This is a genomic window from Bradyrhizobium sp. SPXBL-04 (genome assembly GCF_051853035.1).
Taxonomy (GTDB): Bacteria; Pseudomonadota; Alphaproteobacteria; order Rhizobiales; family Xanthobacteraceae; genus Bradyrhizobium; species Bradyrhizobium zhanjiangense.
The window spans coordinates 6,371,941-6,393,358 of record NZ_CP182472.1; the positions used below are offsets into that span (position 1 = coordinate 6,371,941).

General features: G+C 61.7%; 38 protein-coding genes. 20 read left to right on the plus strand and 18 right to left on the minus strand.

Annotated features, from left to right (window positions below):
- Window positions 1-357: 357 nt before the first annotated feature.
- The gene (locus ACNJX8_RS30235) at window positions 358-1,317 is read right to left on the minus strand and encodes an N-carbamoyl-D-amino-acid hydrolase (protein ID WP_439357719.1); all 960 of its coding nucleotides are present in this window, start codon (window positions 1,315-1,317) and stop codon (window positions 358-360) included.
- Window positions 1,318-1,551: 234 nt separating this feature from the next.
- On the opposite strand from ACNJX8_RS30235, the gene ACNJX8_RS30240 reads away from it, so the two are divergent.
- Complete coding sequence (locus ACNJX8_RS30240) at window positions 1,552-1,776, plus strand: hypothetical protein (protein WP_091892541.1); 225 nt, start codon at window positions 1,552-1,554, stop codon at window positions 1,774-1,776.
- Window positions 1,777-1,994: 218 nt separating this feature from the next.
- On the plus strand, window positions 1,995-2,321 hold the full coding sequence (locus ACNJX8_RS30245; RefSeq protein WP_128935365.1) for a hypothetical protein: 327 nt from the start codon (window positions 1,995-1,997) through the stop codon (window positions 2,319-2,321).
- 112 nt (window positions 2,322-2,433) lie between these two features.
- Here ACNJX8_RS30245 and ACNJX8_RS30250 read toward each other — a convergent pair whose 3' ends face one another.
- Window positions 2,434-2,682 (minus strand): hypothetical protein, encoded by a 249-nt coding sequence (locus tag ACNJX8_RS30250; protein WP_128935366.1) that lies wholly within the window; start codon window positions 2,680-2,682, stop codon window positions 2,434-2,436.
- A gap of 524 nt (window positions 2,683-3,206) precedes the next feature.
- On the opposite strand from ACNJX8_RS30250, the gene ACNJX8_RS30255 reads away from it, so the two are divergent.
- Genes ACNJX8_RS30255 through ACNJX8_RS30270 form a run of 4 tightly spaced genes read left to right on the plus strand, consistent with a single transcriptional unit; the run spans window position 3,207 to window position 4,919 of the window.
- Window positions 3,207-3,470, plus strand: a complete 264-nt coding sequence (locus ACNJX8_RS30255) for a hypothetical protein (RefSeq protein WP_439357720.1) — start codon at window positions 3,207-3,209, stop codon at window positions 3,468-3,470.
- Window positions 3,467-3,850 (plus strand): DNA ligase LigA-related protein, encoded by a 384-nt coding sequence (locus tag ACNJX8_RS30260; protein WP_439357721.1) that lies wholly within the window; start codon window positions 3,467-3,469, stop codon window positions 3,848-3,850. Before ACNJX8_RS30255 ends, ACNJX8_RS30260 begins: the two co-directional genes overlap by 4 nt.
- On the plus strand, window positions 3,847-4,266 hold the full coding sequence (locus ACNJX8_RS30265) for a DUF6884 domain-containing protein (RefSeq protein WP_439357722.1): 420 nt from the start codon (window positions 3,847-3,849) through the stop codon (window positions 4,264-4,266). The genes ACNJX8_RS30260 and ACNJX8_RS30265 overlap by 4 nt, the downstream gene beginning before the upstream one ends.
- Window positions 4,266-4,919 (plus strand): SLOG family protein, encoded by a 654-nt coding sequence (locus ACNJX8_RS30270; RefSeq protein ID WP_439357723.1) that lies wholly within the window; start codon window positions 4,266-4,268, stop codon window positions 4,917-4,919. Before ACNJX8_RS30265 ends, ACNJX8_RS30270 begins: the two co-directional genes overlap by 1 nt.
- Here the strand turns inward: ACNJX8_RS30270 and ACNJX8_RS30275 are convergent.
- A complete protein-coding gene (locus ACNJX8_RS30275; protein ID WP_439357724.1) occupies window positions 4,864-5,484 on the minus strand; it encodes a DUF4118 domain-containing protein in 621 nt (206 codons plus the stop codon). The two genes, ACNJX8_RS30270 and ACNJX8_RS30275, sit on opposite strands and share 56 nt — an antisense overlap.
- A 5-nt stretch (window positions 5,485-5,489) precedes the next feature.
- Window positions 5,490-5,798, minus strand: a complete 309-nt coding sequence (locus tag ACNJX8_RS30280; RefSeq protein ID WP_439357725.1) for a hypothetical protein — start codon at window positions 5,796-5,798, stop codon at window positions 5,490-5,492.
- A 264-nt stretch (window positions 5,799-6,062) separates the two neighbouring features.
- Here ACNJX8_RS30280 and ACNJX8_RS30285 point away from each other — a divergent pair, with 264 nt between their 5' ends.
- Genes ACNJX8_RS30285 through ACNJX8_RS30350 form a run of 14 tightly spaced genes read left to right on the plus strand, consistent with a single transcriptional unit; the run spans window position 6,063 to window position 11,790 of the window.
- Window positions 6,063-6,716 carry a hypothetical protein gene (locus ACNJX8_RS30285; RefSeq protein ID WP_439357726.1) on the plus strand — a complete coding sequence of 218 codons (654 nt, stop codon included), beginning with the start codon at window positions 6,063-6,065 and terminating at the stop codon, window positions 6,714-6,716.
- Window positions 6,716-6,985 (plus strand): DUF3850 domain-containing protein, encoded by a 270-nt coding sequence (locus ACNJX8_RS30290; RefSeq protein WP_439357727.1) that lies wholly within the window; start codon window positions 6,716-6,718, stop codon window positions 6,983-6,985. Before ACNJX8_RS30285 ends, ACNJX8_RS30290 begins: the two co-directional genes overlap by 1 nt.
- A complete protein-coding gene (locus ACNJX8_RS30295; RefSeq protein WP_439357728.1) occupies window positions 6,985-7,539 on the plus strand; it encodes a deoxycytidylate deaminase in 555 nt (184 codons plus the stop codon). The genes ACNJX8_RS30290 and ACNJX8_RS30295 overlap by 1 nt, the downstream gene beginning before the upstream one ends.
- Window positions 7,539-7,838 carry a hypothetical protein gene (locus ACNJX8_RS30300; protein ID WP_439357729.1) on the plus strand — a complete coding sequence of 100 codons (300 nt, stop codon included), beginning with the start codon at window positions 7,539-7,541 and terminating at the stop codon, window positions 7,836-7,838. The genes ACNJX8_RS30295 and ACNJX8_RS30300 overlap by 1 nt, the downstream gene beginning before the upstream one ends.
- Window positions 7,838-8,020: a hypothetical protein gene (locus ACNJX8_RS30305; RefSeq protein ID WP_439357730.1), complete on the plus strand. Its 183-nt coding sequence runs from the start codon at window positions 7,838-7,840 to the stop codon at window positions 8,018-8,020. The genes ACNJX8_RS30300 and ACNJX8_RS30305 overlap by 1 nt, the downstream gene beginning before the upstream one ends.
- Window positions 8,021-8,656, plus strand: coding sequence for an MT-A70 family methyltransferase (locus ACNJX8_RS30310; protein WP_439357731.1), 636 nt, complete (start codon window positions 8,021-8,023; stop codon window positions 8,654-8,656).
- Window positions 8,653-8,994 (plus strand): hypothetical protein, encoded by a 342-nt coding sequence (locus ACNJX8_RS30315; protein ID WP_439357732.1) that lies wholly within the window; start codon window positions 8,653-8,655, stop codon window positions 8,992-8,994. Before ACNJX8_RS30310 ends, ACNJX8_RS30315 begins: the two co-directional genes overlap by 4 nt.
- 12 nt (window positions 8,995-9,006) lie before the next feature.
- Entirely contained in the window at window positions 9,007-9,519 is a 513-nt protein-coding gene (locus ACNJX8_RS30320; protein ID WP_439357733.1) for a CHAP domain-containing protein, read from the plus strand.
- Entirely contained in the window at window positions 9,501-9,785 is a 285-nt protein-coding gene (locus ACNJX8_RS30325) for a hypothetical protein (protein ID WP_439357734.1), read from the plus strand. The genes ACNJX8_RS30320 and ACNJX8_RS30325 overlap by 19 nt, the downstream gene beginning before the upstream one ends.
- On the plus strand, window positions 9,785-10,021 hold the full coding sequence (locus ACNJX8_RS30330; RefSeq protein ID WP_439357735.1) for a hypothetical protein: 237 nt from the start codon (window positions 9,785-9,787) through the stop codon (window positions 10,019-10,021). The genes ACNJX8_RS30325 and ACNJX8_RS30330 overlap by 1 nt, the downstream gene beginning before the upstream one ends.
- Window positions 10,018-10,512, plus strand: coding sequence for a DUF7352 domain-containing protein (locus ACNJX8_RS30335; protein ID WP_439357736.1), 495 nt, complete (start codon window positions 10,018-10,020; stop codon window positions 10,510-10,512). The genes ACNJX8_RS30330 and ACNJX8_RS30335 overlap by 4 nt, the downstream gene beginning before the upstream one ends.
- A complete protein-coding gene (locus ACNJX8_RS30340; protein WP_439357737.1) occupies window positions 10,512-11,141 on the plus strand; it encodes a hypothetical protein in 630 nt (209 codons plus the stop codon). The genes ACNJX8_RS30335 and ACNJX8_RS30340 overlap by 1 nt, the downstream gene beginning before the upstream one ends.
- Window positions 11,141-11,512, plus strand: a complete 372-nt coding sequence (locus tag ACNJX8_RS30345; RefSeq protein ID WP_439357738.1) for a hypothetical protein — start codon at window positions 11,141-11,143, stop codon at window positions 11,510-11,512. Before ACNJX8_RS30340 ends, ACNJX8_RS30345 begins: the two co-directional genes overlap by 1 nt.
- Entirely contained in the window at window positions 11,509-11,790 is a 282-nt protein-coding gene (locus tag ACNJX8_RS30350; RefSeq protein ID WP_439357739.1) for a hypothetical protein, read from the plus strand. The genes ACNJX8_RS30345 and ACNJX8_RS30350 overlap by 4 nt, the downstream gene beginning before the upstream one ends.
- Before the next feature lie 150 nt (window positions 11,791-11,940).
- Here ACNJX8_RS30350 and ACNJX8_RS30355 read toward each other — a convergent pair whose 3' ends face one another.
- From ACNJX8_RS30355 to ACNJX8_RS30420, 14 genes are all read right to left on the minus strand, one after another.
- On the minus strand, window positions 11,941-12,078 hold the full coding sequence (locus ACNJX8_RS30355; protein WP_439357740.1) for a hypothetical protein: 138 nt from the start codon (window positions 12,076-12,078) through the stop codon (window positions 11,941-11,943).
- Window positions 12,079-12,121: 43 nt separating this feature from the next.
- The gene (locus tag ACNJX8_RS30360) at window positions 12,122-12,748 is read right to left on the minus strand and encodes an outer membrane protein (protein ID WP_439357741.1); all 627 of its coding nucleotides are present in this window, start codon (window positions 12,746-12,748) and stop codon (window positions 12,122-12,124) included.
- A gap of 291 nt (window positions 12,749-13,039) precedes the next feature.
- On the minus strand, window positions 13,040-13,294 hold the full coding sequence (locus ACNJX8_RS30365) for a hypothetical protein (protein WP_439357742.1): 255 nt from the start codon (window positions 13,292-13,294) through the stop codon (window positions 13,040-13,042).
- Between the two features lie 125 nt (window positions 13,295-13,419).
- A complete protein-coding gene (locus ACNJX8_RS30370) occupies window positions 13,420-14,103 on the minus strand; it encodes a hypothetical protein (protein WP_439357743.1) in 684 nt (227 codons plus the stop codon).
- Window positions 14,100-14,630, minus strand: coding sequence for an HNH endonuclease (locus ACNJX8_RS30375; protein ID WP_439357744.1), 531 nt, complete (start codon window positions 14,628-14,630; stop codon window positions 14,100-14,102). Before ACNJX8_RS30375 ends, ACNJX8_RS30370 begins: the two co-directional genes overlap by 4 nt.
- Complete coding sequence (locus ACNJX8_RS30380; protein ID WP_439357745.1) at window positions 14,624-15,094, minus strand: nucleoside 2-deoxyribosyltransferase; 471 nt, start codon at window positions 15,092-15,094, stop codon at window positions 14,624-14,626. The genes ACNJX8_RS30375 and ACNJX8_RS30380 overlap by 7 nt, the downstream gene beginning before the upstream one ends.
- A 30-nt stretch (window positions 15,095-15,124) precedes the next feature.
- Complete coding sequence (locus ACNJX8_RS30385) at window positions 15,125-17,083, minus strand: hypothetical protein (RefSeq protein WP_439357746.1); 1,959 nt, start codon at window positions 17,081-17,083, stop codon at window positions 15,125-15,127.
- 133 nt (window positions 17,084-17,216) lie between these two features.
- A complete protein-coding gene (locus ACNJX8_RS30390; protein ID WP_439357747.1) occupies window positions 17,217-17,552 on the minus strand; it encodes a hypothetical protein in 336 nt (111 codons plus the stop codon).
- Window positions 17,552-17,737 (minus strand): hypothetical protein, encoded by a 186-nt coding sequence (locus tag ACNJX8_RS30395; RefSeq protein ID WP_439357748.1) that lies wholly within the window; start codon window positions 17,735-17,737, stop codon window positions 17,552-17,554. Before ACNJX8_RS30395 ends, ACNJX8_RS30390 begins: the two co-directional genes overlap by 1 nt.
- 22 nt (window positions 17,738-17,759) lie before the next feature.
- The gene (locus tag ACNJX8_RS30400; RefSeq protein WP_439357749.1) at window positions 17,760-18,230 is read right to left on the minus strand and encodes a hypothetical protein; all 471 of its coding nucleotides are present in this window, start codon (window positions 18,228-18,230) and stop codon (window positions 17,760-17,762) included.
- Between the two features lie 4 nt (window positions 18,231-18,234).
- Entirely contained in the window at window positions 18,235-19,407 is a 1,173-nt protein-coding gene (locus ACNJX8_RS30405; RefSeq protein ID WP_439357750.1) for an N-acetylmuramidase domain-containing protein, read from the minus strand.
- A 15-nt stretch (window positions 19,408-19,422) separates the two neighbouring features.
- A complete protein-coding gene (locus ACNJX8_RS30410; RefSeq protein WP_439357751.1) occupies window positions 19,423-20,598 on the minus strand; it encodes a phage late control D family protein in 1,176 nt (391 codons plus the stop codon).
- Window positions 20,599-20,666: 68 nt separating this feature from the next.
- The gene (locus ACNJX8_RS30415) at window positions 20,667-20,888 is read right to left on the minus strand and encodes a tail protein X (RefSeq protein ID WP_439357752.1); all 222 of its coding nucleotides are present in this window, start codon (window positions 20,886-20,888) and stop codon (window positions 20,667-20,669) included.
- A gap of 2 nt (window positions 20,889-20,890) precedes the next feature.
- Window positions 20,891-21,397 (minus strand): phage tail protein, encoded by a 507-nt coding sequence (locus ACNJX8_RS30420; protein ID WP_439357753.1) that lies wholly within the window; start codon window positions 21,395-21,397, stop codon window positions 20,891-20,893.
- Between the last annotated feature and the right edge of the window lie 21 nt (window positions 21,398-21,418).

Here is a 21,418-nt window from a genome sequence, read left to right on the forward strand (position 1 = left end):
GTGCACCTTGCCATCGAAATGCTGGCACGACGAACCTGACAGCGCCGTCCGTACGCGCGAAGCCTTAAGGGCTCACGGAGAGCAATCCGCCCTGCCCGCAGCTCTCGCGCCCGACGCTGCCGCGTCCACCGCAAGCCCGACTCTGCGATCATCACGACACATGATCGCCCCTCAAGGGCGAGCCGGGATGAACGACACATACGACAAATCCGAATTTCGGTAAAGTGGAATATTCTTGACCGAGCCGCTTGACACCGTACCGGGTGTTTTGCCCGTCGGGCAACGAAGCTCCATCGTCCTGGCCTCCGCCAGGACGACATCGGAGAAGCAGCGTCGCAAGGTAAGGCACGAGGCCAATCACGCCTTCGGCGGCACCGGCGACCCATCCGCCATCGTCGTCACGCCCTTCCGGTCGACGATCACCCCATAGGCCCGTGGCTGGCGGTGGACGTCGAAATTGAACGTCGTCCGCTTGTAGGAATTGCAGAGATCGAGATCGCAGCGGGCGATCGCGATCTCGTCGCCGTTCGTCGTGCAACTCGCAACGATCTCGCCCGAGGGCGCGATGATGCAGCTGCCGCCGATGTGCTCCACGCCCTCCTCGATGCCGGCCTTGGCGACGCCGACCACGAAAGTGCCGTTCTGATAAGCGCCGGCCTGCATCACCAGATGGTTGTGAAACAGCGAGAGATGGTCGTGCTCGGGTGCGGGCGGATTGTGCACTGGCGTGTTGTAGCCGATCAGCACCATCTCGACGCCCTGCAGGCCCATCACCCGGTAGGTCTCGCTCCAGCGGCGGTCGTTGCAGATCGCCATGCCCATCACGCCGCCGAAGGCGCTGGTCACACCAAAACCTGCGCCAGGCTCGAAATAGCGCTTCTCCAGATGCTGGAATTTGCGCCACGGCTCGTGCTCGGCATGGCCGGGCAAGTGCACCTTGCGATATTTCAAGACGATCGCGCCGCTTCTGTCGACCAGGACGGAGGTGTTGTAGCGCCTGAGAATCCCTGCCTCGACCGCCAGCTCGGCATAGCCGAGATAGAACCCGATGCCGAGTTCGCGCGCGAGGTCGAACAGGCCTCGCGTCTCCGCCCCCGGCATTTCGCGCTCGAAGAATTTGTCGATTTCGGCCTGATTCTCGAAATGCCAGCGCGGAAAGAACGTGGTTAGCGCGAGCTCGGGATACACGATCAGGTCACAGCCGTCTGCGTGCGCCCGGCGCATCATGGTCATTAACCGCGCCACCACCTCGGTCCTCGTCTCGCTTTTCGCGATCGGGCCAAGCTGACCGGCCGCAACATTCACAAATCTCGCCACGCGTCTTTCCTTTATTCGCTTTGCGGTTCGCCGATACCGCGGCAACACCCACGACCTTGCCGGTTGGAATCAAATTCTGTGCCTGCAGGTCTCATCATGCGATTGCGCGCTAAAACAAGGGAACTTCGTTGCCAATCTGCAACGGTTCCCCACCGTCTGAAGCCGGACAAAAGAAACTCCCATTCCGGCCACGAACCGCTCTCACAACGCCGTGAGACCAGCAGGGGAAATACGATGCGTGCACAGCGCGTTTGGAAAGTGAATGGGGCCGCCAGCATCGGGCAGCTCCAGTCGAGACTGGACGAGCTAAACAAGCGGCTCGGCCAGCTCGAAAGCCAGCATCCCGAGAGCTGGAAGATCGAAGAGCTGAGATCGAGCGCGCTCAGCCTGTCGCGCGAGATCGACGACATCCGCTGCGCCGAGGCGACGGCCGCCCTGAGCGAGCTGCTGCGCAAGTAATCAGGGCAAGTCATCAGGCCTTTCGCGATTCGCGCGTGCCGCAAGGAACCAACCTCGCGCACCACCATTTCCATGCTGAACATGGAGCAAGATCATGACCAGGCACCTGACGCGGGCCCATCTTGCGCGCGGCGTCACCGGCGCGATTTCCACGCTGGTCCTATGCGCGGCGGCTGCATTCACCATCGCGCGCCACTTCGCGCCGTGAGGGATTTCGCATGACGTCCGACCCCGAGGAGTCGGTGAGGCTGCAAGGCTATGGCGAGATGACGTTGCGCACCGCGATCGCGACGCTGATGGCGCTCGCGCCGCGCGACCGATCCGACGCCGCCATCTTCCGCGTCCGCGACGGCTCGCGCCTGGCCACACGCGAGATCACCGACCTCGCCTCGGAATGGGGCATGACGCCGCTGGCCGACGTCAGGTCGCCAAGTCTCGTCCCGGCCCCGCACTGGCCCGACATCGTCCGCGGCATGGTGCGCGAGGCGCCGCTGCCGTCGCTGATGGTGGCGTTTTTGGTCGGCGTGCTGGTGGCGCGGCGGTGATCTCGCTGTGTCTTGCGGCCCAGGCCGTTGCCGTGGGCGACGCGGGCCAAATTGCCGAAACAGGCGGCCGGTCAACCAACCCAACCATTGGCGCGCAGCCAGAGCACCGACCTCACGCCGCGGCGCGGCCCGATTTCGCGCGTTGCTCCAGCGCGTTTATCGTCGACACGAGATTCTCACGTCGCGCGCGAAGGTTCATCGCGAGCAACGGATAGGACGGGTCCTTCACGTCAAACACCCCGGCCTTGGCCTCTTCTTCGAGGATATCGGAGTTCATGAGCTGAACGCGCCACCACAGATCCGCAATCAGCGCGCTCAGCCGAAGCTCTCCATTGGAGCCGAAACGGGACACTTCTTTCATTGTTTTGCCTCAACCTGAAACAGTCCCTCCGCTAGGGGCTGCCTTTGGTCATGACTGAGCAAACGGAGTGCCAGGGCTGCGGGCCGGTCAGATGCGCCAACCTGCGCGACCTCGTGGCCTGCACAGGATCGACCGCAATCGGCGTGGACGGAAAACGCCTTGATCCGCGCGAGCCATGCCACGCGCACAGACGTCCCTGCTTGGGCCAAATCGGCCGTGGACCCGCCCCGAAAATCGTTGCAAAAAGGCACTCCCGAGGCGCCGGCGGCCGGTCTGCCAAGCCTCTGGGAATACGTCGACTTTTGGAAGAATGGTCGGAGTGGCAGGATTCGAACCTGCGACCCCTGCGTCCCGAACGTGGGCCCCTGTTAGGTACCCATTGATTTTATTGACCTTTTTGGACCGTTTCAGACCGCGGTTTCCCTTTTTGTTCCCCTTATTCTTCGTGGGGTTTTCGGGGGGTAGCGGTTCGTTCTCCTGAACCTGCGCCCCTACATCTTACCAAATTTCAAGGACAAAAACTCATGATCAAGACGATCATCGTAGGCGCGTGCGCCGCTCTCATCACTACCTCTGCTGCACTAGCCGAGAACCCCTACCCGCGGCCTCTTCCGGACGGTCGCGAGACCCTCCCGCGGCATGGCACCTGCCCCACCGGCTACGTCGGTCTCGGCAACAAGTGCGAGGCGCTCCACAAGGACACGCCCCGGGCTTACCCGAAGATCAAGGGCGAACCCTGCCCGTCCGGCACCTTCTCCAGCGGCGACTATTGCAAGAGCTTCCGATGACTGAGACTCTGGATCTGTTTGTTGACCCGCCGAAGGCCGAGGCCGGACCCTCGCTCGACCTCTGTGCCAGACAGATCGTCGTGGCGTCCCTGCTCTACTACCGGCACGACCACTCATTCATGTCGGACCACGACTTCGACGACATGTGCCGGCGCGTGGCCGGCGCCTGGAGCGGGCTCGATCCAGTCCGGCAGTTTATGCTCGGTTCGCCGGGCGAGATCCGGGCGAGCGGCTTCCATGTGAAGGTCACGGCCTTTGCCGAGAACGCCGCCTATGCCTGGATGCGCCAGAGCCGCGTCCAGCCGTCTCAGGTCGGTCGCATCAACAACTGGACCTTCGAGAAGAAGTTCAATCTGCACTGGGCAGGAGTCAGCTCATGAGGGTCGCGTTCGTGTCCTGCGTCAAGACCAAGGCTGACGAGCCCGACCTGGCCGAGCACCTCTACATCTCGCCATGGTTCCGGATGGCCGCCGAGTACGCACGTCGCAACTCCGACCGATGGTTCATCCTGTCGGCGCTCCACGGGATGATTGAGCCGCGCCACTGCATCGCGCCATACGAAGCGACCCTCAATGGAGCAAAAGTTGACGAGCGTTTCGAGTGGTCTCTAAACGTGATCGACCAGATCGGGGAGTGGGATTTGCGAGGCGACCTTGCGGTCGTCTTGGCCGGTGAGAACTATCGCCGCTTCCTGATGGACGAACTATACCGACGCTTCAGCAAGGTGAGTGTCCCTATGAAGGGGTTGATGATGGGCCAGCAGCTGAGCTGGATGAAGAACGCGCTGGGTGGTTGATGCCTGCACCTCGAGTCTACAACATTCATCACGGCGACGCGCCGGCAGACGCGGTCTACATCGGCCGCGGCTCGCCGTATGGCAACCACTTTGCCATCGGACCCTGCGGCACCAGAGATGAGGTGATCAGGAAGTTCGAGTGCTCGCAGCTCCCGGACCTGGACGTCTCGGCGCTAGCTGGCCGTGACCTCCTCTGCTATTGCCATCCACAGGCCTGCCACGGCGACCTGATCTGGCTAAAGGCAAACTTCCGCGTGGTCGTGTTCGGTGGTCGTAACTATGCCGCCAGAAGCACCCTGTATCGCGGTCTGGACGCCCTCCATGCGCGTCGCCGGATTACGTGCATCATTGAGGGGGAGGCGTCAGGAGCCGACAGGCTGGCTCGCCAGTGGGCTGAGGACCGCGGTGTCGCGGTCGACCCTTACCCGGCCGATTGGGACAACATCGATCGGCCGGGTGCGGTCGTCAGAAGAAACAAGTATGGCAAGCTCTACGACACGCTGGCTGGCCATGTACGCAATGAACAAATGCTACGAGAAGGTCGGCCTCAGTTCGCTGTCGCCTGCCCCGGCGGCAGCGGCACCCAGGACATGACAATCAGGTGCGTCCAGTACGGCCTTTTTCCTGCTTCGCCTGAAGACATTTCTTCTTGAGCAGTTCGGGGATGCCGATCGAAGCGAGCAAATTGAATGCCGAGAAGGCAATCTCGCTGGCTGTTGGCATCGAGAACTCCAGAAACGGTTCGGTGGCGAAGAAGTTCAAGACGAGGGCGGCGATCGCGGTGGCGATCAGCGCGTATCGCCTGCCGTACACCGCGACGGCGCAAACGCCGAGCGTCAGCATGGCATCGACGCGCATAGGGAATGCGAACGTCTCCATGAGGTAGGAGAGCGACGCTGAGACCAAAAGCGTTGTCAGGCCGAATAGCCAGTAGCTGATCTTGTGCGTCTCAGGCCTCGCCGTAGGAGCAGGAGGGTCAGCGCTCGATGACACCGATTCAGGACCGAACGTATCGAGGTCGATCGAGGTGCTGCCCGAGAACCATGCTGGCTCGACACCTCGATCCAGCGAGGCCCAGAGATCATCGATCGCGGTGTGCAGCCGCTGCTGCGTCGACGAAACGAGGATGCATTCATCGTCTCGGGACTGAGCCACGAACTTGTCGCCCAATCTGGCTATAACGTAGTTCCGGTACACAGTCGCCATGACGCCCCCCATTCCGCTCAGGCCGCGGCGCGAGCGGGAAGCCCTACCGTTGGCCCTAAAGGGAACATCGGTACTGCCTTCCCGTGATCTACCACCAGCATCGCTTCCGAAGCGGCATCGAGATCGACCACGTCGGTCTCTTGATAGAGCCACGAGGGCGCAGCGACTTTTCCTTCGAGCACATTCCAAAGGGCATCGATCGAGCGGGTAAGGCGGAGCAGGTTCTTTGATCTGATCGACAGGGGCTCCTCGTCCATGGGCTGCGCTCTGAAGGCGCTCCCGTCATGGCTGATGACATAGGAGCGGTACTCAAAAGTCGTCTGCATTTTCGTGTTTCTCGTTATTCCGGGCCCCAACCAGCGGTGCCTGCCTCTTGTGCAGATTGCTAATGAGATTTGCAGGCAAATGCAAGTAGTTGTATCGCACCGTAAAACTACCGCACCGCGGAAATCCATCGACCGAAACTCCTACGATAGTAGGTAGTTCCAGAAACAGGGAACCTGCAACCTGGGTTGGTATGACTTCTTGCTTTCTGTCTCAATTTGCTTTAATGCAAACACAGAATGCAAACGAAAAGGGGAAGAGCGAGAGTGTTCGGAAAGAGCTTCAGAGCCTTGATAGGTAGGGTTTTGCCGTCGTTCCAGGCGAAGGTTTCGGAGACCGCGCCCGAACAGGAACGAGCCATCACGCCAACCGTGGTTGTAAACGCAGGACAAGCGCCGATGCCCGTCGCGCCAGAAAAGGCGAAGCGGTTTCGTCGCACCAAGACGGAGCTGGAACTCGGTCTGACCATCGAGCAGGCGATGGAAGCTCGAGCCAACTTCCCGCAACCGGCGGCGAAGATGAACAAGCCTTCAGCCGTGAAAGCCGCAAAGCCTGTCGAGATTAAGGCACTGAAGCGTTTCAAGCGGACGAAGGCCGAGATCGACGCTGGCCTCTCCATCGAGCAGGCAGCAGCCGCTCGCGGCGTGGAACTGCCCGGTCGGCAGAAGAAGATCTATGTCGAGCGCAAAATCGACTTGAAGCCGCTGCCGAGCACAGACCTGATCGAGACGCTCTCCCCGCGCATCCAGAGCCGAGCCAATATCATGACGACGATGCGTCGTCGTGGCGTCCAGGGCGTGATCACGACCGAGATGCTGGACCTGGCTGCCGCAGCACTTGCGGCCGGCAAGGTCACGAAGTGCCCGACCGGCATCGACAGCGACGGCTACGACCATTTCAACCAGGTGGAGACCCGCTGATGTCGCAGCAGTGGCGAAAGAAGTCCTGGACCCACTTCTTCCAGGCGATCAAGGCCGGGCGGAAGCTTCACGACGTGCGGGAGGATGAGGGTTTCCAGATCGGAGACACCATCATCCTCCAGGAATACGACAACATCAACGGCTGTTACACGGGCGACGAGCAGGAGGTCGAAATCACCTACATCACCAACCGCACCGTGCCGTGCGCCTTCTCCAGCGCGGTGCTTTCGCCCGGCTACTGCATCCTGAGCCTGAAGGTGATCTCGTAATGGCGAAGTGGGATCACGACGACCTTCGCAACAAGGCGGACAACCTCTACCCCGTGACGAAGCCCGAGCCCGAGCCCATCAAGACGAACAAGCGCTCCCAGCTCTGGTGGGACCAGTATTTCCTGGGCCTCGCGAAGTCGACCTCTGCTGCGTCGAAGGATCCGAGCACCAAGGTCGGCGCCGTAATCGTGCGCCCCGACCGCACGGTGGCGTCCCTCGGCTACAACGGTTTCCCTCGCGGAATCGCTGACACCGATCATCGCCTGAACACCCGCGAGATCAAGTACGACCTCGTGGTTCACGGCGAGATCAATGCGATCCTGACAGCTCGCGAGCCGCTGCACAGCTACACGCTCTACACCTGGCCGTTCCTGACCTGCAAGCGATGTTCTCTGCACGTCGTCCAGACCGGCATCACGCGGGTTGTTGCGCCCGAGTTGCCTGAAGAGCTGAAGGAGCGCTGGAAGGACTCGCTGGCTGAGGCGCAGTCGATCTACGACGAGGTCGGAGTGACCTGCGATCTGATCGACACCACCAGGCCTGCGGAGTTCTGATGAAACTCAGCGAATGGCCCCTGCCCTACGTCAGGGTGAAGTGCGCCAGCTGTGATCGAGAGGGCCGGATGAAGATCGCCGGCCTGATCGAACGCTTCGGGCCCGACCGCGAGATGTTCGTGGTCCGCGAGAAGCTGACGGAGCCGGGCTGCAAGCGCGAGAACAAGAAACAGCCCTGCATGTCCACCCTCCCCGACGCTCTGCTGGTGCAGGCGATCATGGCGGAGGATGAGCGCAAGGTGATCGATCCTCGGCTGCTGGCCGAGGCCCGTGAATGGAAAGAGAAATTGGGGAAGTGATGTTCGAGCTGATGAAGCGCTTCAAGCGCAGGAAGATGGACGCGACGAAGCGCAGAGCGATCGAGATCCTGGAGCGGGACAATGTGTCGGCGGTCGAGCTGGCTGAGATCCCTGGCTCGGGCATCGTGGTCTACGGCATCCGTGCCGTGGAAGCGACTCGTCGTGCCCAGAGGCTTGCTTGAATGCAAATGATGATCAAGCCGTTCCCCAAGATGCCGGCTCCTGCCTTCAACCTCGCGCCGCTGAAGGAGAACCACTACGGCCTCGCGAAGATCGACCCGCCGTGGACGTTCAAGACCTACTCAGCGGCCGGCAAGGGCAAGTCGGCTGAGCAGCACTACGACTGCATGACGCTCGAAGACATCTTCGATCTCGATGTCGAGCGCCTCGCGCATCGCGATGGCATGTGGGTTTGGCTGTACGCCACGGCTCCCATGTACGACGCGGCCAGAGCCTGCTTCGACCACTGGGGTGTCACCTACGTCACTCAGGGCGTGTGGGTGAAGATGGTCAAGGACATGAGCAAGCCGACCTTCGGCACGGGCTACGTCCTGCGCAACTGCCACGAGCCCTTCCTGATCGGGAAGATCGGCAAGCCGAAGATCCACAGCCGCAACATCCGTTCCGCGATCCTGGAGACGCGCCGCGAGCACTCCCGCAAGCCCGAGCAGGGCTACGTCGATGCCGCGAAGATGGCTGGGCCATATCCGAAGGCCGACATCTTCGCCCGCGTGCAGCGCCCCGGCTGGGACGCCTGGGGCAACGAGATCACCAAGTTCGACAACGACAACAAGCAAGCCGCGGAGATTGCAGCATGACCGACCAGAACACCCAGCGCGTGACTGTCATCCCGGTGACGACACTGATTGCAGGTCCGATCAAATTCGTTGCTGTCCGATGTGAGGACGGCACGGAAGCGAAGCACCCCCTAACGTTCAAAATGACGTTCGGAGACAAGGTGCTCGCTGAAATGGGTGAGCAGGCCGCGCGCCTGTTCTCATCCCAGGTCCAGCAGACCCTCGCCCGCGTCTACGACGACGAGTGGACCCGTCTGCCGACCTACGCAGCCGTAGAGGCTGATCGTCGCGCCGTCGCTGAACGGCGCCAATCCAACGAGGCAACGGCGCCGGCTGGCTGGCCCGACCACCTCGCATAACAGGAGAGTATCTTGAGAAAACTGACCACGGCGCTGATCGGCGCCGCGATCCTCGCTGTCTCTTTTTCGGCCGCAGAGGCCCGTCCGAGGCATCATCATCATCATCATCACGCTCGCGTGGCCAAGATCGAGGTCACGGCTCCGCAGGAGCAGTCGTTCTTCGGCGGCTTCCAGCAGGGCTTCTCGGCCGGCGGCGGTTTCGTTCAGCGCGCTCGGCAGTTCGTCGGCGACACCGCCCATGAGGTTGGGGTGCGCTCCAGCCTGTGGTGCTCGGCCTTTCTTCGGAAGGTAACGGGCGCACAGGACGTCGATGATCGTGCCCTCTCGTGGGAGAAGCACCAGCACATCGCGCCGCAAGTCGGTGCCGTCGTGACCATGGGTCGCCGCGGCGGCGGGCATGTCGGCATCGTATCGGGCTTTACCAAGAACGGCGATCCGATCGTCATCAGCGGCAACCACGGTCACCGCGTGGCCGAGAGCGTCTATCCGCGCAGCCGCATCAGGGCATGGGTTTCGCCGACATGAGCATTCCGGTCAGCGAACGAGAGCTGAAGGCTCTCCGCGCGCTTGGCCAGGTCTACGCGGACGACGGGAATTACCTGTCGTTCCGCGGGATCGCTCAGAGGTCCGGACTTGATCCGTCGCATGTGCGGCGGTCAGTCCGAGCCCTGGCCCGCAAGGGGCTCGCCGAGTTCGGTAAGGGGCTGTGGTGTGAAGATGGCCCGCGTGGTGCCGGCTACTGCTGCACTCACGATGGGATGACGCTCCTGCAGCACGTCGGTGATGAATGATGACGGAGTCGCGTGAAGAACGACTGAGGATCGTGGCGACCGGCAAATGTCGGGCCTCGCCGCGGCACTTCGAGAACCGGACCAAGTACGTGCCGACCGTCGCCGGCATGGTCTGCCAGCTCTCGGAGGCTGAGGAGGATTGCCACGCCACGAGCAAGAAGGCCGTGGCGGCAGCGGAGGAGTTCCGCGAGACGGCGCGGACGAAGCTTTGGGAAGAATTTGGAGGTGGGATTTGAGCCTGTCTGATGGAGCCGCTTATGAGCGGGAGTTCGGCGCTTTGCATGAGGCTGAGGATCGCCTGCGCGGTGAACCGATGTGCAAGGGCGACATGAGCATCGGCAGCGGCTGCGGCAAGTGCCGGCGCTGCCAAGAGCGGATGCTGAAGATGCCTGTGCCGACCCAGGCTGACCAGTGGGACGAGAAGACCCGCGGCAAGAAGATGTCCGACGCGACCGGCCGCGTGATCTTCAAATACCAGATGCCGGTGCTGGAGCAGTTCACGATGAGGCTCCCGAAGGGCGCCGAGATAATCCGCATGCAGGACCAGGGCGGCATGTTCTGGCTGTGGGCTGTCGTGCGGACCGACGTTCCGGACGAGGAGCGCAAGTTCTGGGCGTTCAAGTGCGGCGGCAAGATCCCCGACAACCTGAACCTCCGCTACGTCGGATTCTGCGCCGTGTTCGTCCAGCAGGAGCTGGGCCTCTACATCTTCGAGGAGATCGCCTGATGGGACTTTACGGCACCGCGCCTATCGATCTCGGCCTGATCGACCTCTCCCCGAAGGAGATGATGTTCTGGATGTACTGCCCGATCAAGCTGCCTGGTCAGCAGATGGAGCGCTGCCCGGCGAACCTTCGGCAATTCATGCCGATAATCGCCGCTGTGGACGCCGACCTCGACAACGATCGCTGGGTGAACAGCTACGTCTATCTGACCGCCAAGACGCTGTGGGTCTCGAAGGATAATCCGGGCAATCGACCGGGATGGCACTCGGACGGCTACATGACCGATGATTTCAACTACATCTGGTCTGATCGCTGCGGCACCGAGTTCTGGCAGCCCAATCAGCTGCGCCCGTTCTCGCGAGACCACCATGCCTCGCTTGCTGAGATGGAGGCCGCCGCTGCGTACGAGCCGCAGATCGTCACCTACCCCGATAAGCATCTGCTGCGCCTGGACGAGTTCGTTATCCACCGCGTCGCGGAGAACTTAACACCCGGGATGCGGACCTTCGTGAAGGTCTCGGTCTCCGAGCATCGCTACGACCTGGAGGGCAACTCGATCAACCACGTTTTCCCGCGGTGGGAATATGTGCCCCGCGGCGTCGAACGCAACCACACCACGTCGGAGTCGTGATGCCGATCCGTTATCAGAAATTTATCCGCCGGCAGGACCTGCGGAACAACCGAGACAAGTTCTACGTCTTCGGCGACAACGTGTTGCGGATCGGATACGGCGGCCAGGCGCGCGAGATGCGCGGAGAGTCGAACGCAATCGGGGTCGTAACCAAATGGGCTCCGAGCAATAACACGACCGACTTCTTCGACGACGATCCGAGTTGCTGGGCCCGGGTCACTGAAGACCTGACTAAGGTCGCTCGCCTGCTGGCCCAAGGCGAGACCGTCATCGTGCCTGAGGACGGGATCGGGACCGGCCTGGCGCAACTGCCGCGCCGCGCGCCGAAGCTCGACGCATTCATCAAGGCTTGGTTCAAGGAGCGCTCATGAGAGAGACAGTTTACGGTTACCCCCTCGTCGACGTGATCAAAATCCTCGAGTACCACGGCTACGAGGTGCGCCATAAGAGCGAGGGCAAGCGCAAGCTGGAGTTCGGCCGCACGCATCCGCTGCCGCGTGGCGAGGAGGAGTTCAAGAAGGAGGCCCTGGAACGAATCAGGCAACAGATCACGCTGGATGACCTGAAGTTCTCGACCGAGAAGATCGGTGATGGGCCCAGCAGCTTCATCCCGTGGAAGATTTCGCGCGCAACACTGCGGATTTTCTGACGGACATCCGCCTAAGAGCAATGAAGCCCGGCGTTCAGCCGGGCCTCAGAAGTCGTTGAGGCGATGTTCACTGCGCCCCGATGAAGGATGTGAAGTAGCCCCAAGCAACGGCGAGCGCCATGATGAGGCAGAAGAGGACGTATCGGACGATCAGCGACAGCCGCAGGACTGCTTGCCGTTGTAGGTCGATGAGCAATCGTAGCGCGTTCCGGCAGGGCATCCTGCCTTGGCCGGAATGACAGTGCCCAAGAGAGCCAGTGCGGAAAGCGCGAAAAGAATCTTCTTCATGATGTCTCCAATGATTTTGTGTAGTTGCCTAGGTTGACGACCGTCAGAAGCGGTAGTTGACGCCGGCCTTGATCGTCGAGAGATCGACATCACCGCTGGAAATCACGCCGTTGAAATAGTCCTGACTCGAGAAGCGATTGAACAAATACTCAACCTTGCCCGACCAGTTGCGGTTGAAGGCGACCTCGACGCCTCCTCCAGCCGTCCATCCGGCATGCCACTGTGTGTCAGAGACTGAAGCGGCACCCAGCGTCGCCGTGAGCTTGTTATTGGCGAATGCGGCGCCACCCGTGCCGTAGAGTAAGACCTGATCGAAGGCGACGCCGATCCGGCCGCGCACCGTTCCGAAGGCTTGGATCCTCGCCTCTGCAGAGGCAATGCCTGCGACTCCGACTGACTGAGAAATGTCAGCCCAATGGAGATCGCCCTCGATCCCGTAGACCACCATCCCGGATTGAAGATTGTAGCCAAGTTGGCCGCCGACAAAGCCGCCCTTCATGTCCAGGCCATCGGTGTTGGTGAACCCGTAGCCCCCGTTTGCTCCGACGTAGAACCCAGTCCAGTCGAAATTCCTGGCCACATAGCCAGGCTGCGCCTTAGCAGCCATATCGGCTGCGACCGCTGGCAGGCTAACGCCCGCGAGCAGAACCCCCAGTAATAAACGCCGCATTTTGGAATATTCCTTTCCGTGTTTTCAAAGACGCAACCGCGCTCAGCGCCAGGAGGCCCTGGCGCCGGGACGGTTGGTTGCGCGCAAAACACGGAAGCACGCCCCACGTATTTCCCCAGCCCCCGGGAGCTACCCGAGGACTTTGGCGGGGTGTTGTATTTGGTGGGCCGCCCGACATAGCGGGGTCCCGTGTTTTGACGCGCAGTGCGCTGATCCGAACCAACCAAGCTCCGGATCAACGCAACCGATATCCTATCAGGGAACTGATTGCAATTGAAAGCCAACCCGAGTTTAAAGTTTCCCCCCAGTCGAAACTGACCGCATCACCTTCTCGAAGACCTCATCGGGGTCGGCATTGCCGCCCAGCGCCTTCATGGCCCGCCCGACGAACCAGCCCAAGAGCTGTGGCCTGTCTTGCGCCTGTCCCCACTTGTCCTTGTGGTCGAGGATCAGCTGCGCCACGACGTTCTGCACGCGATCGACTGGCACCGGATCTGGCATCGCATAGGCGCAGTCGGCGCACATCCAGGCGCGCTTGGCGCCCACCCAGCTTGAATCCTCCAGACCCTTGCACAGTTCGCCCTCGCACCGGCTATGGACGTACTCACCTGGAGCCCACCCATGGCGCTGCGGCCTGCTGTCCGCCTTCCAACGGAGACCGAGCCCAGCCATTAGAGGCTGAGCCCCGTTGCGAGCGCGAGCCCGTGCGCCGCGGCGATGGCCTGCCGCGAGTGCTTGAAGCTGATCAGCTGCACGCGGCTGAAATGCGTCGCCATGGCCTTGTCCAGGTCGGCGTAGAGCGTCTCCAGGCTCCCGTCGTTGTGGATCACGAAGTCCGGCTTGATGCGATCGATGCGCTCGCTGTCGTGGACGCCCCACAGCAGACCGAGCTTGTCGTACAGGAACTCGCCGAGTTTGCCCCATTTGAACTTTGCCGGCCGCGTGCCCGGGCGCTTGATCATGATCACGACGCCGCCGAGACCACGGATCGCATCCGCCTCGTTCGGGAAACGCACGGAGTCGTTCATAACGGACTCCCCGTCCTTCACGCCGGCGGCCCAGGTGTTCGACCACAGGTCCTCGCTGATCAGCTCGCGGCCCCACTCGGTGCCGAGCGTGATCTGAGCGTAGCGCGAGGTGACGCCGAGGCACGGCACGATCTGCTCCTTCTTCGAGCCCTCCAGGTAGTCGGTGATCTCGTCGGCCTTCATGCCGTTCGCCTGCATCAACACCGCGAGCATGGCCCGCAGCGGCTCGGCGATGTGGCGCCGCTTGATCCCGTACTTCTTCTCCAAATAAAGCGCCGCCGTGGTCTTTCCAGACTGAGCGAACCCCGACAATCCAACTACCGTCATTTTGCACTCCTTAAATTTGCATTCACGCAAGCGCCCGGACATGCGAAGTCGCCGTACAGCTCCTTGGCCTTTGCCTCGTAAGCTGCCGCACCCTCCGCGACTGTGCGGTAAGTCCCCAGGCTGACGGACTTCCCGTTGATCTTGATGCGAGCCCTGAATTTGCCCTTGCCGTCGCTGTGGACGCCGCGGACACCGGTCTTGCTCGTCGATTTCGCGCCTTGATTGGCGTTCTGCTGAGCCCGTGTCGCCAAGCGGAGATTGCGCCAGCGGTTGTTGCCGCGGTTGCGATCCTCGTGGTCGACTGTGAGCCCCTCAGGCGCCTGCTCCCCCTTCATGTAGAGCCACGCGAGGTTGTGCTCGTAGTGGCGAACTCCATCGATCACGATCACACGGTAGCCGTGATCCCACAGGCATCCGGCCCGCTTGCCTGCCATCCATGCTACTGCTTCCGGCGGCGAGACCCAGGTGAACTCTCCGGTCTCGGCGTCGTAGCGCAGCACTTGCTTCAGGCGTTCGACGGTCAGCATGCAAGCAGCTGCCGCGTGACATCCACGGCGTCCCAGAGGTCGGGAACGCGGTAGCCGACACAGTGATCGAGCATGGCGTGCTCGTGGACATTGGAGCCGTCGTCCTCGATCGCGCAGACGATCGGGATGCCCTTGGAGTCCGCCCAAGCGATCTCCATCACCGTGCCGATCGAGACCTTCGGCGCCATCAGCAGATTCACCAGAAGGACGTCACACCGCATTGCGTCCCAGCGGTCGCGGATCGTCAGGCCCTTCGGCATGGACATCGGCGACTTGAAGCGCGCGGTCTCCTTGGCGGCGTTCGTGAAGACGCCAACCTCTTTCAGGTGCTCCTGCTCGCGGAGCGGCGAGAGCGCCTTGATCCCGAACTGGTGCAGCTCAGCCTTCGCCCACTGCCGCCAGTCCGTGGCGCCCTCGAAGTTCAGCCCGGAAATCGGACCAGCGAGGTAGACGAGCGGCTTCATGCAGTTCTCCTTTTGCATTCAAGCAAACGATTAGGCAGCCAAAGACGGCGCCGGCATGCGGATGATGGGACGCTCAGGGCGCCACTTGCCCTTCTGGAGCGTGATCAGCGTGCGCTTGCCATCGGCGTACTGGACGACGTGTGTCACGGCCCAGCCGCTCGGCCCCTTGTTGTATCCGTGCCGCAGGTTCATCGCGCCAGCGACGTACACGCCCTCCAGGATCTCGGGGCTGTGCTTGTCGCCGATGGTCATCTTGCGACCCATGCGAGCGAAGCCCGTCACGGTGCCCTTGGCGCCGTTCGCGCCGCGGAAGCCGTGGTTGCCGACCTCAATGCCGTCGATCAGGCGGCTGTAGCCGTCGTGGCACCACTCGACCTTGGAGCCGATCTGCGGGAACTTCAGACGGATCGCGTGCTCCAACAGTGAGAAGCGCGGCACCGGCTGGCCGTTGTCGAGCGCGATCGAGCGCTCCTCGACGTGCGCGAGGTACGCTTCCTCCAGCTGAAGGCCGTAGCGGACATTGATGCCGTCGTTCCGGTAGCGCGCCTCGCGGGCGTACTTCTCCAGAGCGATGTCGTGGTTACCCTCTGCGACGATGCCCTGGCTGTCCTCGCCAGTCGTCCGCAGCAGGAAGTCGCCACACTGATAGACCTCCTGCTCGATGCTGTCGCGCCCGCGGAAGGCCATCTCGTAGCTGTAGGCGTTGTCACCGACGTGGTGATGGTTGCCCGGCTCGTTGTCGAAGATGTCGTGGAAGATCTGGTTCTCGGGCCGGAGAACGTGGACCACCGAATTGCGGTACTGAGCCTGGTTGCCACGCATGTCCCAGCCGAACGTCGCCATGGTGTTGGCGGGATCGAGCTTGCGGACATGGATGTCGGCATAGGTAATCGCACGGACCCGATGGCCCGTGGTCACTTCCCCGCTGGCCACATGGGCGTCGAGGTCATAGAAGGCGCCGTCATCGCCGGCCGTGATCTGGCGGCAGAAGATGTCCCCCTCCTCGTCGAACTGCACCACGGTCGCGCCCACCACCTGGTGGAACAGCGACTTCACGCCCGCCTTACGCGGGATGATCTTCGGCCGCGTGCAGGCGCCCGACGTCATGACCTGATGGGCCTGGATTGTCGGATCGGTGGACGGGACGGACTTCAGCTGGCGCTTGGCGTGCGGGAACACGGCCCAGCGGCCACGGCTATACGTGACCAGATCCGAGATCGGCTGCGCCGCGGTCGGCAGCGTGTTCATCTCGCCGCAGAACACGAAGTTGTCGCCGATCTTCATCTGGCCGAAACACAGGTGCTCCTGCAGCTCGGGCGCGTACTCGCGCGCCTGCGGGTCGTTCTCGGACCACCACTGGGTCTCGTAGGTCCAGGGGCCGACGACGATCTCGGCATTGATGTAGGCGGCGTAGGCCTGCAGATTGGCCCAGAACTCCTCATGGAGCAGCGCATCGTTCTGTGCGCCCGTGAAGATGAAGTTCCGGTTGCGTGAGTCCTTGATCGCCTCGACCCTCAGGGTCTCGACCATCCAGGTCCGCGGCTTGCCTTCCTTTTCCTCGTAGCGACGATGCTTCGTGGACCAGCTCCGCAGCATCGGTGTGTCGACGATGACGGCTTCCGGGTTGATGACGGGGTAGTTCGATCGGGTGATGAGTTCGGTAACCTCGGCCGAGAGCGTCTTCGCCCGGATCAGCGGGTCGACTTGTTCGGCGGACAGTTCTTCGCCACATGAGGTGACGGTAGCCTTGGGCTCAGGCGGAACGTAGAGCGACCAGTTGACCGCATAGTTCTCTTTGCGCTTGCGCTTCAGCGCCTCTTCGGCGCGGACCCAGTTGGGATAGTTGATGCCTTCGACGCGCTCGGCAGTCTTGGTCGCGGAGGCGATGCCCCCACGCGAGCCTTGGGGGTGATACCCCTGCTTCAGCAGATCCTCGATAACCTGCTTTCTGCGGGCGCGCTCTTCAATGGGAAGCGGTTGGAACGTCATGGAACCCTATGATTTACGGGATTTTCTCCATAACGCACTAGCACGAATGCAAACAAAACGCAAATTTACTTGCATTCATGCAACTGATGGGGTAAGGGCCCCCGGCTCTTGGCCGAGGGCCTGAGCGGTCGGTTTATTTGGACAGCTTGATCATGTCGACGATGCGCGCGACGATCGTGTCGGGCATCTTCATGACCTGCTCGGACAGGCCGTCGATCCGCTCCGTAAGGCGGGCCTCGATCGAGCGAACGGTGTCCCAGGAGGCGTACTCCTCGGCCACCTTGAGCTTGAACTCGTTCAGGGCCTTGTCGGCCTCTTCTGCTTTCTTAGCCGCGGCGAGGCCCGCAGCCTTGGCGTCGGCAACACCAGCGGTGATCTTCCCTTCGACGCGATACCAGACGCCCGAGAAGATGCCGAACAGGACCCCCACGGGCCCGATGTACGGCAGCATGTCGCTGAAGTCAGTCATTAGAAATAGCCTTCCGTCTCTGCTCGATCGAGCAGGGCCATGCAGGCCTTGGTGTCGTCGATGTTGGTGTTTGCGTCGATGAGTGCCTGCCGGTACCTGGCAATGACAGCACGGGCATCCATGCCGGCTTTGATGGACGGCAGCGAGACCGTCTGGGCGACCTTCAGGCAGGGCGTGACGTCCATGCGCCGCTCGATGGGAGCGTTGCTACCGGACGTTTGACAGGCTGCGAGCGTCAGCGGGAGACAGAGTAAAAGCCCCGCCCTTCGCAGGCCGGCGAGCCAGCCGCGTTTCATAGTCCTTGACCTTCCTTTGAAGTTGGGTTTTCGCCTCTTCGGACTCGACAAGCTTTCGAGCCAGCTCTTCGCCGCGCTGATCGGCGGCGCTCTCGTCCGGGCACTGCGGGTGGCGGGTCTCTTTCGGACCGTTGCACTGCCAGTAGGGGATTGCAGGTTGCGGCGCCGGCCGTTCGTCGGCCTGTCGCAGATCTTCCTGGAGCTGCCGGACCTGAGCCTTCAGCTCGGCCTTGCCGGCGGCACCGCAGTGATAGGCGTAGCCGGCGATCGCCGCGACCACTGCCAGGGCCAGACCGACCCTGACAGCCTTGCTCGCGAACAACGCAGTGGCTCTTGCCCAGTAGTAGGTGACCGCGTCCCTGATGGCAGCGGCCTTCTCCATGACGTTATCCAAGGTGAACTCCGGTTTGGTGGTCGTGCAGACGACGCTTGATCACGTCGCCGTAGAGCTTCCAGGTGACGAAGCCGACCGCGATCACACCGACCCACCAGTAGGGCGCGAGCGCGTGAACTAGGTTATGGACGCTGTCCACGATGCCCTGGAGCTGCTGAACCTTGTCGACCATGCCCTGGACCTGATCGAGGACGCCGCTCTGCTGAGCGCCTCCGAGGGCGCCAGCGCCGACCAGGATCTTCGACACCAGTGAGCCCTTGTCGGCAGCCTGGATGGTCTGAGAGCCTGCAGAGCGCAGGTCATCGACCGTGGCTGTCTGACGTTCGGGAGCGATCTCGCGGGGCTCCTCGCTCTTGTCGAGCAGCGCCGTGGTCTCATCGTTCGGGTGACCGGTGATCTTCAGGCCCTCGCGCCGCTGGAATGCGGAGCACGCACCCGTGGTCAGGTCGCCCCAGTCGCCGTCGACCTTGCCGACCTTGAACCCGAGTTCATTCAGCTTGGTCTGATAGACCATGGTGATCGTCTTGCCCGGCTTCGGATAGAACTCACCCGACGCGATCTGCCCAAGGCGACGCCCCCAGCGATCGTCCGCAGTCTTCATGCGGGTGTCGTAGTTGTTCTGCTTGTAGCCGGCGCCGTTATAACCGCGGGCAAACATCGCGAAGTTCTTCGCAATGAGATATTTGTCGAGGTGGTTCACCTTGATCTCGCGGACCAGCGCGTCGACCTGCTCGGCGATACCCTTCGACAGCTCGGCGACCATCTCAGTCGCGTTCGGATACTTCAGGCTCTCGGCATTGAAGCCCATGGTCTGGCCAAGGCCCCAGGACGCCGCACGGTTGGCGACCTCTTCGTCGATCGCCCTCGCCTTCGCGATGACGTTTAGGCGGCCGGAAGACGTGCCCTGGTCCTTGTACTGGGTGTTGCGACTCCATTTCGGGATCGCGAGCCCGGCACGGATCGCCGCGGTGAGCTTGCTCGGCTGATGCTTCTGAAGTTCCGAGTAGAACTTGTGGCGCTCGAAGAGCAGAGAGGGGGTGTGATTGTCCTGCTCGAAAGGCTTTCCTGAAGTCTCGCACTCCACGACTGCCAGCAGCGCTGAAGCGGGCCAGCCTTCGGCCTTCGCCGCCGCCACAATGGCGTCGATGATTTCTTGACTGAACATCTGATACTCGTTTGGTTAGTGGTCGAAACCACCCTGATTGATCGCGTCGATGTCGCTCTGGGACAGATCCCATCGATTGACGTTGGGGTGTAGGCGCAGGTACTCGCCGAGCGTTTCGCCCGGACCTGGCCGCATGAACTCCGTGGACGCTTCCTCGTAGTTGGTGCCGTCACCCGGCGCCTTGCATTCCATCTGCGATTTGATGCCGGTGCTCTTGATGTAACTGTGGGTGACCTTGTCGATGACGTACGAGCCGTCGATACCGTCACGCATGCCTGTGACGAGCAACGTCTGCTGATCCCTGATCCATGGATCGCCCTTGGCCAGATCGAACACTGCCTGAACCTCGGCCCGCTTGAAGTTCTCGGCCTGCGATGCTGCTGCAGCCTTGGCCTCAGCCTCGGAGTTGAAGAGCTGGCCGATGTTGAATGCACCGCCGAACTTCTTCGCGAGACCAACGCCACCATCGCCGCTCGTGACTGTTGATCCAACCCATTTGCGAACCATTTCGTCCTTGTCGAACCACGCGGCCTTCACCTCGCCGTATCCAGGCTTGCTGGTGTAGCGGACTTGCCAGGTGCCGAAATGCTCGGGATGTAGCACAAGGGTCGGAAGAGCCGTGCCGCTGGCTGTTTCTGCGCCGTCCCGCTTGATGAACATCAGCTTGCCATCAACCACCTTCGCCACAGCGCCAGTGAGGCGCTCCAGCTCATGGATCATGTGGAGGTTGCTGGTGATCTGGTTCTTGAAAGGGATTTGGATATTGCCGAGGTCACCGGAGATTGCTGTTGCGAGACCGGTCTGCCCCGCCATGTGGCCAAGAATTTGGCTGATCGTGAAGTTCGCGTACTCCCTGATCGCCGGGGCCTTCTGAATGTCGCTGGAGCCGGTCGACTTTCCCACCAACTTGATCTGCCGAGGTGGACCCAGGAACGTCACGTCGTCGATCTCGAAGGTGCCCATATAGGCGAGACCGACCTCCTCATAGCCGAGCCAGACCTGGATATCTTCGCCAGTCAGCGGCCTCGCGACGCGCCAATCCCGGTCGTCGATGATGATCGTGCATTGGTCGTCATTGCCGTTTCCGGACTGGAGATCGACCCTGATCTGTAACGTGCGGTCGTTGAGCCGGCCGGTGATGTCCTCAGCGCCCTTGTAGACCTGATAGATCGGGGTGTAACCGGTGGTCACTCATGCCTCCTAAAACGCAAAAAGGCCGCCCCGGAGGACGGCCAATGCGCTCGCTTTGAATGCTGGTGTTACTTCCAGAGGAAGATTTGGGGGATGACCGGCGCCTGCTTCAGCTTTCGCGGCGGCTCCGGCAGGTTGATCATCAGACCCATGGACAGCACGATCCCTTGCAGCTCGATGCCGTCGTTCTGCTCGATCACCCAAGCGACGATATCGTTGTCCGACGAGCCGTAGCGGGCGTAGCAGATGCGATCGAGTCGATCGTAGAGTTTTGTGATGTACGTCGACATGATTAGCTCGTGAGGACCTCTTGAAGGAGATCGGTTGTTGACGCTAGGTCGTCGCCGTAACGCTGAAGCTCCAGCGTGAAGTCGATCTTGTGTGCGATGCCGATCACGCCGATCTTGGACTCGACGGTGCGGACTCGTCTGATGACGTAATTGCCAAGCACCTCTGAGCCGTACCCGTCTGGATTTGTCAGCGGGTAGAACCTGACGAGGATCATCGGCTTGCCGGCGCGGCCCGCGGCGCGCATGCGCTCAATCGTTGAGAGACCGCCGAAATGGTAAGGGAACATGCGACCGTCGACGACCACATTGTCCTCGCCTGGACCTGTGAACTGCATCGCAGGATCGCGTGATAGGCGATCGGCCGAGGTCCAGGTGTATTGCGCGTCGCGCTGAATTGTTTCGAAGTTTGGGGTGTCGATGCCCTTCTGTGGCACGTAGAAGAGGATCAATCCGGTCTCGTCGGTCGCAGCAGGATCTTGAGATCCGAGACCGAGCAGCACTTCAGCCATTATTTCCTCTGATTTTTGAGA